General features: G+C 58.9%; 13 protein-coding genes and 1 pseudogene. 6 read left to right on the top strand and 8 right to left on the bottom strand.

From position 1 onward, the window contains the following. Positions 1 to 95 precede the first annotated feature (95 nt). From EPN93_07875 to EPN93_07845, 7 genes and pseudogenes are all read right to left on the bottom strand, one after another. Entirely contained in the window at positions 96 to 1,226 is a 1,131-nt protein-coding gene (locus EPN93_07875; protein TAL36731.1) for a potassium channel protein, read from the bottom strand. Beyond that, entirely contained in the window at positions 1,148 to 1,741 is a 594-nt protein-coding gene (locus EPN93_07870) for a hypothetical protein (GenBank protein ID TAL36730.1), read from the bottom strand. The genes EPN93_07875 and EPN93_07870 overlap by 79 nt, the downstream gene beginning before the upstream one ends. A 379-nt stretch (positions 1,742 to 2,120) precedes the next feature. Further along, the gene (locus EPN93_07865; GenBank protein ID TAL36729.1) at positions 2,121 to 3,353 is read right to left on the bottom strand and encodes a class C beta-lactamase-related serine hydrolase; all 1,233 of its coding nucleotides are present in this window, start codon (positions 3,351 to 3,353) and stop codon (positions 2,121 to 2,123) included. A gap of 317 nt (positions 3,354 to 3,670) precedes the next feature. After that, positions 3,671 to 3,954: pseudogene (locus tag EPN93_07860) on the bottom strand (type II toxin-antitoxin system RelE/ParE family toxin). After that, positions 3,951 to 4,139 (bottom strand): hypothetical protein, encoded by a 189-nt coding sequence (locus EPN93_07855; GenBank protein ID TAL36728.1) that lies wholly within the window; start codon positions 4,137 to 4,139, stop codon positions 3,951 to 3,953. The pseudogene EPN93_07860 and the gene EPN93_07855 overlap by 4 nt, the downstream one beginning before the upstream one ends. Before the next feature lie 230 nt (positions 4,140 to 4,369). Further along, positions 4,370 to 5,239: a phosphatase PAP2 family protein gene (locus tag EPN93_07850; GenBank protein ID TAL36727.1), complete on the bottom strand. Its 870-nt coding sequence runs from the start codon at positions 5,237 to 5,239 to the stop codon at positions 4,370 to 4,372. 113 nt (positions 5,240 to 5,352) lie between these two features. After that, positions 5,353 to 5,787: a C_GCAxxG_C_C family protein gene (locus EPN93_07845; GenBank protein ID TAL36726.1), complete on the bottom strand. Its 435-nt coding sequence runs from the start codon at positions 5,785 to 5,787 to the stop codon at positions 5,353 to 5,355. 437 nt (positions 5,788 to 6,224) lie between these two features. Here EPN93_07845 and EPN93_07840 point away from each other — a divergent pair, with 437 nt between their 5' ends. Both EPN93_07840 and EPN93_07835 read left to right on the top strand, forming a co-directional pair. Further along, the gene (locus tag EPN93_07840; GenBank protein TAL36725.1) at positions 6,225 to 7,232 is read left to right on the top strand and encodes a fatty acid desaturase; all 1,008 of its coding nucleotides are present in this window, start codon (positions 6,225 to 6,227) and stop codon (positions 7,230 to 7,232) included. A gap of 106 nt (positions 7,233 to 7,338) precedes the next feature. Further along, positions 7,339 to 7,617 (top strand): ferredoxin, encoded by a 279-nt coding sequence (locus EPN93_07835; GenBank protein TAL36724.1) that lies wholly within the window; start codon positions 7,339 to 7,341, stop codon positions 7,615 to 7,617. A gap of 62 nt (positions 7,618 to 7,679) precedes the next feature. Here EPN93_07835 and EPN93_07830 read toward each other — a convergent pair whose 3' ends face one another. Further along, positions 7,680 to 8,270 (bottom strand): superoxide dismutase, encoded by a 591-nt coding sequence (locus EPN93_07830; GenBank protein ID TAL36723.1) that lies wholly within the window; start codon positions 8,268 to 8,270, stop codon positions 7,680 to 7,682. A gap of 362 nt (positions 8,271 to 8,632) precedes the next feature. Here EPN93_07830 and EPN93_07825 point away from each other — a divergent pair, with 362 nt between their 5' ends. The 4 genes from EPN93_07825 (at position 8,633) to EPN93_07810 (ending at position 11,680) form a co-directional block, all read left to right on the top strand. After that, a complete protein-coding gene (locus tag EPN93_07825) occupies positions 8,633 to 9,244 on the top strand; it encodes an NAD(P)H:quinone oxidoreductase (protein TAL36722.1) in 612 nt (203 codons plus the stop codon). Between the two features lie 112 nt (positions 9,245 to 9,356). Then, the gene (locus tag EPN93_07820) at positions 9,357 to 9,542 is read left to right on the top strand and encodes a ferredoxin (protein TAL36721.1); all 186 of its coding nucleotides are present in this window, start codon (positions 9,357 to 9,359) and stop codon (positions 9,540 to 9,542) included. A gap of 377 nt (positions 9,543 to 9,919) precedes the next feature. Then, positions 9,920 to 10,894 (top strand): quinolinate phosphoribosyl transferase, encoded by a 975-nt coding sequence (locus tag EPN93_07815; GenBank protein TAL36810.1) that lies wholly within the window; start codon positions 9,920 to 9,922, stop codon positions 10,892 to 10,894. Between the two features lie 168 nt (positions 10,895 to 11,062). Next, entirely contained in the window at positions 11,063 to 11,680 is a 618-nt protein-coding gene (locus tag EPN93_07810) for a bifunctional nicotinamidase/pyrazinamidase (GenBank protein TAL36720.1), read from the top strand. Positions 11,681 to 11,873: the final 193 nt, after the last annotated feature.

Here is an 11,873-nt window from a genome sequence, read left to right as displayed (position 1 = left end):
ATGTGTCTTTGTCCGGCAGCGATATGGTATAACCGCCGTCCGGGTATAGTCAATATTGTTAAGCCCGCACCGGCATCCTGAACTTTTATCGCGGATCAAACAACCAGATCACCGACCCTGTCCGCGCTGATGACGATCGCCCTGTCCCCGAGCCGTAGTACAGTTCCTGGTTCGCAGTTCAGCATCGGGACTTCCTCTTTAAGCAGTCCGATTACCGATACGCTTTTTTCTATCCCGCGCAGCTGAAGGTCCCTGAAGGTCGAACCCGCTCCCGCATCGATGCCGACGATATACATCTCCGAACCGCGCGCGTTGGTCGAAAGCTCGAGGAACACCGAGTTTACCCCGGGGTCCATTATCTCGCGCGCGATCAGGTTGACGGAAAGCTCCCCGATGCAGATTATATCGTTTGCCCCCGCGAGTGCGAACTGGTGCTTTTTCTTAGTATCGATCACCTCGACGATCGTGAATACCCGTGGGTTGATTTTCTCGATCACCATGACGGTCACCAGGTTCTGGTCGTCCGCGTGACGGTCGAGCCTGTCTCGCGAGAGCACAATGGCGTGCGTCGCGCGGTCCAGCCCCGCGTTCCGGAGCGTATCCTCATCGGTCGGGCTTCCCTTGACGAACTGCACCCCGACCTCCGCGAGCCGGGGAGGGATCTCCTCAAGCTGCTCGTCCACAAGACAGACGCCCTTGTCCCTCATCGTCCGATCGGACTGGAACTGGCTGACGAGCGCCAGGACCTCGTCGACGTGAGAATAGTTGAATATGATGATATGGTTCGACAGGCTTACGCTGCTCATTCCCTGCAACCTCCGCGACCTGGTTTCGACGAGTTTTGTGGCGACCGAGGTGATGATATAGCCCAGAAAGCCGATACCGAAAATAATGGAGGGAACGCCGACCAGATATCGGCCGAAAAACGTCGTCGGGAAAAGATCGCCGTAACCGACCGTCGCCATGGTAACGAGCGCCCACCAGATCGCGTCGCCCCAGCCCAGGTCGGGTTTGAACTCCAGCTCGAAATAGAGGAACCCCGACGCCGAATACCAGAGAAGGCAGAGAAAGAAAAGCATCGCCTTGACCCTGTTCATGCGCATCGTCGTGGACAATTTCCCGGAGAATAATCTGAACAGGGTAATGATCATCGCGGCTGCTCCCTGTCCTGCATCCACAGGTTCAGAAGATCGAGCGCGCGTTTCTCCAGACGGGCATTGCCCCATATCCCTTTTTTCATTTCGCGCGCGGCGCGCTGCGCTTTTTCATATTTATTGATCCGCGAAAAGGGGTACTTGGTAAAGGCGAGCGTGAGCCCCTCCGACACCATGTCCTCGCCGATATCCACCGAGCTCATGTGAATATACGACAGCAGCCGCTCGCTGGAATCAACCTTGAACTCGTCGAATGCAAGTTCGATCTCATTGTTGAGGATCATCTTCTGGAGGTAAAACAGCGCCGCCTCGCCCGCGCCCTTGTCGAGCGGATCGTTGAGCGTCGAATCGAACGACGAGATGCCGAGTATCCTGACGATGAATTTCTTGTTCCCCATCTCCACGAGGACTTCGTCGCCGTCGATGATTTTCTTCACCGTGACCTTTTGACCGGTCTCGATCCGGAGATTGGCCGCGGAGGCGTTCATGCTTTTCTTTATCCGGGCGATATCGAGCGTGAAGTAGATCGAAGCGCCCACGATCGCCGCCAGCAGAATCCAGAACGCCCTGTCGATGAGGTTTCGCATGGAAGCCCTCTGTGTATAATGGTTCACGTGCGGCTTATTTATAGCAGCCCCGGCGGTACTTGTACACACATTTTGCCGTTTGACGAAAATAATATTTTAAGAAACCGTTCGACATGCCTGCCGGGGTCGTTCCGGGCGCGCCCCGATACCCGATAAGATTTCTCTGCACTACACGCACTGTTCCCTTAACCATTGTCAGCTGCTGCGGATGCTCGCGTTTATGGGAGGATACTACATTCTACACATCCCCACCATCCCCACCATCCCCACCATCCCCACCATCCCCACGAATCCGGGCCCGGCAGAACGGCTCCCAGTGAGGGGAAGGGTACCAGGGAGGCGCCGTCCGGCCGTATCGCGTGTCAGCCAGCAAATAGGTCTATCGGCCCATCGCCTTCGCGATCGCCCTGAACATCTCGATGGACTCTATTTCCATGTCGTCCCCGTCCTTGTTGTAGTCGGGATACGCCGAGGTCTTCGCGATCACGATGTTATATTTCGGATAAATGTAGATCGCCTGCCCGTAGATGCCGATCGCCAGGAAATCCCCGTCCGGGTTCTCGGGAATCCACCACTGGTAGCCGTACCCGAGCACCCAGCTCGAGTTGTCGCGCTTGCCCGGCAGAAGGTGCGGCGCGTCCGGCGTCACCGACGCCTTGACCCAGGCAGCGGGAACGAGCTGCGTCCCGTTCCAGTTGCCGTTTTTAAGATAAAGCCTGCCGAAGCGCGCGTAGTCCCTGAGCACGACGTTGAACCCTCCGAAAACCGTCTCCATGCCGTCGCTGTCGATGAGCCAGGAGGCGTCCGATTCCATACCCAGCGGCTTCCAGAGTTTATCCTCCATGTACTGCGAAATGGTCTTTCCCGAAGCGTTGCGGATGATCATGCCTATGACCTGGGTGTCCATGCTCACGTAATGGTTGAATGTCCCCGGCTTTTTTTCGGGCAGTAGCGAGGCCACGAATTTCTCCAGCGGCATGTTGAGCGCGAAATACCGCCCCATCTTGTTGATGTCGGAATTGAAATCGGCGTAATCCTCGTTGAAGTGGATTCCCGACGACATCTGCAGTACGTCCTTGATGGGCACGCCCTTGTACCCGGACTCGTTGAGCGAGGGAACGTAGTCGGTTACAGCCTGGCGGATGTCCTTGATGTACCCGTCGGCCATCGCGATGCCGAACAATGCCGACACGAAGGACTTCGCGACCGACCAGGATATGGCTTTCGAGGTCTCCGTGTTCCCGCGATAGTAATTCTCGAACAGTATGGTGTCGTCCCTCATGACCAGGAGCCCCGTGGTCCAGGTGCGCTCGATGAACTCGTTCACCGATTTCTTCTTTCCCTGGTGCATGTACTCACCGGGCAGCGCCGCCTGCGCGCGCTTGAGCGGGAAGACCGCGTCCCCGCGATGCACGGTCCGCGATTCGAACTTATCGCTCATCGTCCGGAAATTATCCAGGATCACGTCCTTCTCGAACAGGTTCAGGACGCGGTACAGCCGCTGCCCGCGGTTGAAGTTGAGCGCTCCCGCAATTACGATGACGCCCAGTATCGCGCCGAGAATTATCAGACCCTTCCTTCCGCCTTTCTTGGCTCCGCCATTCTCCGCCATGATTCCTCCCCTTGGTGTTTTTATACTATAATGAAGGCAGGTCGATTATAATGCCATCGGCGCTCCGGTCAACCAGCAAATCGGGTTCCGCGGGCTCAGTCTGGGTGGGAAGGTACTACCTATTTTTACGTCCTCTTCCCGGGAAAAGCTCCCCAACATAAGGTCAATATCGGAAGCATCCTCCACGAAAAAGTCATTACTCCCGGTCCAAAAGCCCTCGGGGAGAGGCTTAAAATTTACAACCTTGCTTATCGGCAACCCGCTCCGAACCTGGAGTCCCCTTTACCAAAGGGGGCGGGCGCGGAGCGCCGGGGGATTTATCCGCTCAGAACATTTCTAGATCCGTGCACCACGGCGAGAACCTCTATGCTGTCAGCCTTAATGTAATAGATGATTCATACGGGCCTTCTATGACCTCCCGGATCTGATCGTTTCTGAATTCTGGAACGATTCTCCCGGACATGGGAAACGCGCTTATCTGCTCCGATCGCCGGAGAAGCCTGTCGATCACCCTTTTCGAATAAGTTTCTGAATGGCGGGAAATATAATCCTTTATTCCGTGAAGGTGGGTTCTTGCCGAATCGGTCCAGTAAACCTTCACTTGGGCAATCCGAATTCCTTTCGAAGCTCTCCGACCTCGGTAAGACGCCCGGCCTTACTGTCTTCGAGGCCCGCCTCGACCGCTTCGCGGACATATATTTCATACATGAGGTCTTCCCACGTCGCGTTTTCCGGCAGGTTGCCTATTGATGATTTTGCGTCTTCTTTCTTTAACGCCGTACCCATGGTCGTAATACTCCTTTAGTTGCTCATACAAAATTATTGTATTCGGTACAGATTGTCAACCATCATCTGCTCCGGATAACGGGGGGCCGATCTTCATGAGGGTCATCAGGAGCACTTTTAAAAGGAGGATGCGAATCCCCCCGCCCCCTTTTCACAGGCCGGAAATATCCCTTGTAGAGCGAGCATTCCCGCCAAATCCTGTACCATGCCTTCCCGGCAAAATTAGAAAATTACAACCTGCACATCCCCGCCATCCCCGCAAACCCCGGCGCGACGATCGGCATGACTTCAGTGCGGGCGGCGCCCGGCTCCTCAAGCCCATTCACCGCGCGCCGGTAGTATTTTCCTATTGTCCAGCCGATGGGCACGCCCATGAGCGCGCCCGCGACGATGTCCGAAAACCAGTGCGCTGAGCTCCTGTGCGCCCCGAGCATACCCACCATCATGTACGCGGTGAGCGAATACCCGCCCGCCGCGACCCAGGGGTTGCCGGGATAGTACGCGGTGAGCGCGGTCGCCGTCGCCATGGTCACGCAGGTGTGGCCGGAGGGCCATCCCCAGTGCAGGCTCCCGCGCGCGAGCCCGATATTGAACTCCCGGGCGTAGGCGTGCCGGTCGCCTTCGTAGTACGCATCCGGGTGCGGACGCCCTGTGAGCCCTTTCAGGATCGTCGTGTACGAAACCGCGACGAGCATCGCCTGCGCCGCCGCGCACCCCGCGCCCAACGTTTCGTTGTCGCCCGCGATTCTGCCGTGGAGATAGAGGGGTCCCGCCACGACGACGGGCAGGAGATACCCGATATACGCGGCCGGTTCGTAGAGCGCCCCCAGCCGGTCATGCTCCTCGAAATATTTCTGCACACGGTAATCCGTCCCGTACTGGGAGAGCGCATACGTGGAGGGGATCGCGGCGAGATGCAGAAGCCCAAGGGGTCCGATAAACGAATCGTAAATGTTGCCCCCCAGGTTGTCGAAGATGCCCGGGCTTCGCGTATCGGTTTTTTCCGGCTGAACACCGTCAGTTTCTGCAGGGAGCGCACCGAGCGGTGCGCACAGGGTCGCGAGAATTATTAGAAGGATGGAGATTATTCTCATCGGCATTCCTCGAAGGTCAACGACCTGCGGCACACCCGCGACCCGGCCGCGCGGTGAAAACGGAGCTCGCCCCGGATCGAAGGACGCGTGCGGCCTCCCGTAAAAAACGCACGACGCTCCTACACCAGGCCTTCGAGCCTTCTCGCCACGGCCTCCACGCACCGCGGGCAGATCGTGTCGAACAGGCCGCGCTCCCGCGCGGCCTTGCGTTCTTCGTCGGTGAGTATCGGCGCGCCCAGGAGCTCCCTGCACGAGGAGCTGCCCAGCTCGCACTCCAGGGCGTCGATAAACTCACGCGTGATCGTGTACGCCTCCTCTTTGATCACGCCCTCCTCCGGGCGCTCATTGCCGTATTTAAGTCCCAGCACCAGCACCCCCGCGCTGATCGCCCCGCACACGTACTGCTTGCGCCCCAGGCCCGCGCCCAGCCCCGTCGCGAGCCTGTGCGCGAGGGCCTCCCCCAGCCCCAGTCCCGGGCCGAAGGCCGCGAGAATCGCCTGCGAACAGGCGGATCCGTTTTTGAACATCGCGAGCGCTTTTTCGGTCCTCGTCATTTCATGCCTCCCCGGGTTCGCGCGTCCTTTCACCGGCCCTGAAACGGAACACCCGCGCCGCCCTAATTATCGCATAACGGTCGAATCGCCGGGACAGGATCATGGCGCGTACGCGCCGATACCGCCCGTCCGCCTCCCGTGCTTGACTGCCATAACCGATGCAATTCCAACGGTCAACACCAAATCGGGAACCTGTCTGCTGATTCGAGATTCTAATATGCAATTTCGCTACGTCCTTATCGAACCGTGCTTCCCCCGCGTCGCGCTTGAAAAAAGCGCCATTTCCCAGGGTACACCCCCAATCCGCTCGGTACGGCCCGCGTCATCCCGCCCTTGCCCGCATCGGTTCGCGTAGTAGACGGTCCGAGAAAAATGTATTTTATTATATGCAGGCCCGTTTATAATTCCAGCACCTTTAACGATTCGGGAAATATGCCATGAAGAGACCTGACTGGTTCGATAAATTGCAGCCGTACGCATACGCCGATATCAGCCGATCGCTCCTTTATATCTGCACATCAGTGGTCCCCTACCTGGCGATGCTGGCGCTCATGTACTTTGTGCTCGATGCGGGGTACCCGTACTGGACGGTGCTGCTCATGGCGGTCCTGGCCACGGGCTTTTACATTCGCACGTTCATGATACTGCACGACTGTTCCCACATGTCGTTCATGAAATCCAAGTACGCCTGTTTCATCCTGGGCCACGTGTGCGGCGTATTCACCTTCACGCCGTTTTTCGACTGGCAGCGGAACCACGGCATTCACCACGCGAACGTTTCGAATCTCGACAAGCGCGGCATCGGCGACGTGTGGACCATGACCCTGGCGGAATACCGCGTATCGGCGCCCCGGTACAGGCTGCTCTACCGGTTTTTCAGGAATCCCTGGTTTCTCTTCGTGATCGCCCCCATATTCCTGTTTTTCATCATGTATCGCTTTCCGCAGAAGAGCACCCGGCGCAAGGATTATTTCAGCATCGCTTTCACCAACGTGGTGCTCGCGGCCATCATGATCGCTTCGTACTTCACGATCGGTATCGGAACCTATTTCGCGATCCAGATGCCCATCCTGGTTCTCGCGACCTCGACCGGCATGTGGCTTTTTTTCATCCAGCACCAGTTCAGGGAGGTGTACTGGGCGCACCAGGGGGAATGGGACCTGATCAGCGCCGCCATGAACGGGAGCTCGTTCTACAATCTCCCCGCGGTGCTGCGCTGGTTCTCGGGAAATATCGGCTACCATAACATTCACCACGCGAAACCCAGGATCCCCTGTTACAGGCTCAAGAAGTGCTACGACGAGGTGCCCGACCTGCATTACACGATCCCGATCACCCTGTTCAGGAGCTTCAGGTCGCTGCGCTACCACCTGTGGGACGAGGCTACCGGCACCCTGCTCAGCTTCGGGGAGGCCCGTGAAAAAATCGGAATGGAAACCGGGTGATTGTTTCGTTATCTTAAAGATGCATCGGGGCATCATCATGACGCGAGAAGCGCCGGGTAGCGTCGCGTAACCGCAAAAAATAGCTTTCGGGAGCGAGGAAACACGTATGCATTCGTTGATTATTGATCCTGATCTTTGCATCGGCTGCGGATTGTGTGTGGAGATCTGCCCGAAGGTGTTCGAGCTCAGGGAGGAAAAGGTCTGGCTCATCAAGCCGAAGGTGTTCGCGCTTACGGAGAGGCGCGCGGTGGCCCGGAACACGGAGGCCTGCGCTATCTGCGACTGCGAGCTCGTGATCGATTCATGTCCCGTCGCGGCCATTTCCTATGAGCCGGCCGGCGCCGCGGGCTCACGTCCGGGAATCAAGGCCGGTGGATCCGGGTGAGGTAGGGGATTGTTGCTGCCGGGAGCGCGGTTTACCCGCGGCCCCCCGGCGGCAGATTCTTACTACAGGCAGGACTCCACAAACTCCCAGTTCACGAGGTGCTCCATAAACGCCGCCGCGTAATCGGGCCTGCGGTTCTGGTAGTCCAGGTAATAAGCGTGTTCCCATACGTCGATCGTGAGGAGCGCCTTCGCCCCGTGCACGAGGGGAAGGTCGGCGTTCCCGGTCTTCATGATCTTGAGGGCCCCGCCCTCCTCCACCAGCCAGGCCCATCCGCTTCCGAACTGGGTGACCGCGGCGTTCTTCATCTCTTCGACGAACTTGTCGAACCCGCCAAACGCCTTGTCGATCATGCCCCCGATTTTTCCCGCGGGCTTTCCGCCGCCGCCTTTCTTCATGCACTTCCAGTAGAATGAGTGGTTCCACACCTGGGCGGAATTATTGAAGATGCCCGCCCGGGCCGCGTCGCCTGCGCTTTTCTTTATGATGTCCTCGAGATTCATTGTCTCGAGATCCGTGCCCGCGATGAGCTTCCCGAGGTTCGTTACGTATGCATTATGATGTTTGCCGTGGTGGAACTCGAGCGTCCTCGCGCTGATATAGGGCTCTAACGCGTTCATTTCATAAGGCAGGTTTGGAAGCGTAATTGCCATTTCTCCTCCTTTGGTTCTGTACATCTTGTTTTGAGTTTTCCCGTGCGGTGAAGGCACGGGTGCATCCTGGAATCGCATGGCACGCCCCGGCATTCGAAGAAGTTGAAATGCACCGCTTTCATACCGAATCCTGATGCGGACATAATTATATGAGCCTTCGCGAAGCGAAAGCCCATACGTTTTCCATGCGTGATGAAATGAAGATACTATCGGAAAATCCAAATGTCAAACGGTTATTGACCATATATCCCCTACCCGGCGATTCTCGAAGCCCTCATCGCGACCGGCCGGAAATTGACTCTGGCCAATGCCCTCTGTATGTTTCATCCACATCTTTCACAGCAAATAAGCGAGGAACTTCAATGAAGGTGCTGATACTGTTTTACTCGGCCTATGGGCATATCTATCGCATGGCCGAGGCGGTCGCGCAGGGGGTGCGCGAGGTCCCCGGCGCCGAGGCGATTTTAAAAAGGGTGCCCGAAACCCTGTCGCCCGAGCTGCTGAAAAAGACCGGGATCGAGGCGGCCTCGAAGGTCTACGCGCATGTTCCCGTCGCCACGCTCGACGACCTGGAACAAGCGGACGCGATAATTTTTGGAACCCCCACGCGCTACGGGAACATGATTGGGCAGATGCGCTCCTTCCTGGACTCGACCGGCGCGCTGTGGGACAAGGGCGTACTCGAGGGCCGCGTGGGCAGCGTGTTTACGAGCTCGGCGACGCAGCACGGCGGGCAGGAATCCACGATCCTGGGCTTCCACGTGAACCTGCTCCATTTCGGCATGGTGATCGTGGGACTGCCGTATTCTTTCAAGGGACAGATGCGCATCGACGAGATCACCGGCGGCTCCCCGTACGGGGCGAGCACCATAGCCGGCGGTCGGGGCGAGCGGCTCCCCAGCGAGAATGAGCTTGCGGCAGCCCGGTTCCAGGGGAAACGGGTGGCGGAGATCGCGCTCAAGCTTTCGCGCTAGCACGGCCCTTCCTGGGTGCCGCGGAACCGGGACCCCGCGAATCGGCGCCCGTCCGGGCCGTGAACGCGGGCACTTAAATGGTTCCAGGAATACATTTTCAACGGAGGTTCTCATGAAGGCGACGGTCGACAAGGACACGTGTACCGGGTGCGAGCTCTGCGCGCAGACATGCCCGGAGGTATTCCGGATGGAGGGCGACGTCGCGGTCGCCTATGCGAACCCGGTCCCGGAGGAGCACGAAACCCTCGCGCGGCAGGCCGCCGAGGACTGCCCCGTCGAGGCCATCACGATCTCCTGAGAAAAGGGTCCTGTCCGCATCCCGGCAGTGCGATCGCGTCACCGGGCATTTCTGAGCGCCCGCAGTGATAGGCGTCCCGATTTTTTGTATATTAGGTGCACGCGGCCGATACGCGGGTCTGCGGCAGGAGAGCGCACGAAATGAAAAAACGCCTGGAAAGCCACCTGTTCGATCTCCCGGCGCAGGAGCTGCGGCGCGGCTACCTGAGCGATATCTACTTCTGGCGGGAAAAGATCACCCTGGAGGAGCACGGGCTGCGACCCGAGGTGACCATGCAGGTCTTCCAGAAGAAGGACGCGGTGCTGTGCGGCATCGACGAGGCGATCGCGGTGCTCAAGCTCGCGAGCGGCCGCTACACCGATTATGCGAAGGCATACATGCTCTTCGACCGGCTCATGGAGCTCAAACAGACGGGCCGCGCGCTCTTCCTCCCGGACAAGGACGCCTACATGGAGGTCGTGCGAAAAAAGATCGAGATATCGAGCGAGCTTGACGCGCTGTGGGAAGACGGGTTTAGCGGGCTTACGATAAACGCCCTGTACGACGGGGATGCGATCGCGTCGTGGGAAACCGTGATGCACATAACGGGCGACGCGAGCCTTTTCGCGCACCTGGAAACGATTTACCTGGGCATACTCGCACGCCGCACGAGGATCGCGACCAACGTGCGCAACGTGGTCCGCGCGGCGAACGGCGCTCTGGTGCTCTATTTCCCGGCGCGCTTCGACCACTGGGCCGTCCAGGGCGGCGACGGGTACGCGGCGCACATTGGCGGCGCCTCCGGCGTCTCCACGGACGCGCAGGCGGGGTGGTGGGGCGCGAAGGGATCGGGAACGGTGCCCCATGCCCTTATCGCCGCGACGGGGGGAGACACGATGACCGCGGTCAGGATGTTCGGCGAGAGCTACCCGGAGGCGAACCTGGTCGCGCTCGTGGACTTCGCGAACGACAGCGTTGCCACGGCGCTCGAGTGCTGCCGCGCGCTGGGCGATCGCCTGTGGGGCGTGCGCCTGGACACCTCCGAGAACATGGTGGACAGGTCGCTCATCCCGGTTATGGGGCGCTTCGCGCCCACGGGCGTGGTCCCGGAGCTCGTCTTCATGACGCGCGAGGCCCTGGACAGGGAAGGGTTCCACGGCGTGAAGATTATCGTGTCCGGCGGCTTCACGCCGGAGCGCATTTCGCAGTTCGTGAAGATGGGCGCACCGGTGGATGTGTTCGGCGTGGGAAGCTGCCTCGTCAGGGGACAGTTCGATTACACCGCGGATATCGTGCGGGTCGCCGGGAGACACTGCGCGAAGGAGGGACGGTCTTTCAGTCCCAACCCGCGCCTCGAGCGGGTGAACGCGTGACCATGCACCGCGTATGACGGGGTAAGGACAATGGAAGAAAAGGCAATTAACAAAGATGTACAGGATAGACAGGATGAACGGATTCATTCAATATCGACACCCTATCCTGTTAATCCTGAATATCCCTGTTAAATAAATTCGCAAGGCCGTTAGTTCCTGGAGGCACCCATGAAGAAGAAAAAAGCGCTCATACTCGTGGACATACAGAACGATTTCTGCCCCGGGGGCGCCCTGGCGGTGAGCGGGGGCGACGCGGTCCTGGAACCGTCCAACAGGCTCATCGAGCGCTTCCTGGATGACGGGATGCCGGTCTTCCTCACGCGCGACTGGCACCCGGCGGACCATTGCTCGTTCAAGGAGCAGGGAGGCATCTGGCCGCCGCACTGCGTGGCCGGGACCGGCGGCGCGGAATTTCATCCCGGATTGAACATACCCCCGGGGGCCGCCGTCATCTCCAAGGCCATGGAAAGGGAGACCGAATCCTATTCCGGGTTCGGCGGCACGGACCTCGCCCAACGGCTCCGCAAACAGGACGTCGATTCCGTCGTGGTCACGGGGCTCGCGACCGACTACTGCGTGAAGAACACGGTCCTGGACGCCCTGCGCGAAGGATTTCGCGTAACAGTGGTGCGCGAGGCCGTGCGCGCGGTCGACGTAAACCCGGGCGACGGCGCGCGGGCGGTCGGCGAAATGGAGCGCGCCGGGGCCGTCGTCGCGGGAATCGAGGAAACCCTTTCCTGTGTCGAGGGCTCGGCGGCGGACGGGCAAAAAGCGCGTTGCCTGTAATGGATAAAGAAGGCAACCGCGAATGCACGCCAATGAACGCGAATTGTAAAAGATCGTTCGCGTCTATTCGCGGTTACTAACACAGCCTGTTGGGGATGAACGAGCGAATCAGGCCTCGAATGATCAACAATAAACGCGAATTTCCCAAGACCATTCGCGTCTATTCGCGTGCATTCGCGGTTAAAAATAATAC

It is taken from the genome of Spirochaetota bacterium, assembly GCA_004297825.1.
GTDB lineage: Bacteria > Spirochaetota > UBA4802 > UBA4802 > UBA5368 > FW300-bin19.
This window is presented reverse-complemented; position numbering and strand designations above follow the sequence as displayed.

What these genes read in the sequence shown, in the direction of transcription:
- EPN93_07875 (TAL36731.1), bottom strand. Translation starts at nt 1,226, where the DNA reads ATGGGGCAATGCCCGTCTGGAGAAACGCGCGCTCGATCTTCTGAACCT.
- EPN93_07870 (TAL36730.1), bottom strand. Translation starts at nt 1,741, where the DNA reads ATGCGAAACCTCATCGACAGGGCGTTCTGGATTCTGCTGGCGGCGATC.
- EPN93_07865 (TAL36729.1), bottom strand. Translation starts at nt 3,353, where the DNA reads ATGGCGGAGAATGGCGGAGCCAAGAAAGGCGGAAGGAAGGGTCTGATA.
- EPN93_07855 (TAL36728.1), bottom strand. Translation starts at nt 4,139, where the DNA reads ATGGGTACGGCGTTAAAGAAAGAAGACGCAAAATCATCAATAGGCAAC.
- EPN93_07850 (TAL36727.1), bottom strand. Translation starts at nt 5,239, where the DNA reads ATGCCGATGAGAATAATCTCCATCCTTCTAATAATTCTCGCGACCCTG.
- EPN93_07845 (TAL36726.1), bottom strand. Translation starts at nt 5,787, where the DNA reads ATGACGAGGACCGAAAAAGCGCTCGCGATGTTCAAAAACGGATCCGCC.
- EPN93_07840 (TAL36725.1), top strand. Translation starts at nt 6,225, where the DNA reads ATGAAGAGACCTGACTGGTTCGATAAATTGCAGCCGTACGCATACGCC.
- EPN93_07835 (TAL36724.1), top strand. Translation starts at nt 7,339, where the DNA reads ATGCATTCGTTGATTATTGATCCTGATCTTTGCATCGGCTGCGGATTG.
- EPN93_07830 (TAL36723.1), bottom strand. Translation starts at nt 8,270, where the DNA reads ATGGCAATTACGCTTCCAAACCTGCCTTATGAAATGAACGCGTTAGAG.
- EPN93_07825 (TAL36722.1), top strand. Translation starts at nt 8,633, where the DNA reads ATGAAGGTGCTGATACTGTTTTACTCGGCCTATGGGCATATCTATCGC.
- EPN93_07820 (TAL36721.1), top strand. Translation starts at nt 9,357, where the DNA reads ATGAAGGCGACGGTCGACAAGGACACGTGTACCGGGTGCGAGCTCTGC.
- EPN93_07815 (TAL36810.1), top strand. Translation starts at nt 9,920, where the DNA reads ATGCTCTTCGACCGGCTCATGGAGCTCAAACAGACGGGCCGCGCGCTC.
- EPN93_07810 (TAL36720.1), top strand. Translation starts at nt 11,063, where the DNA reads ATGAAGAAGAAAAAAGCGCTCATACTCGTGGACATACAGAACGATTTC.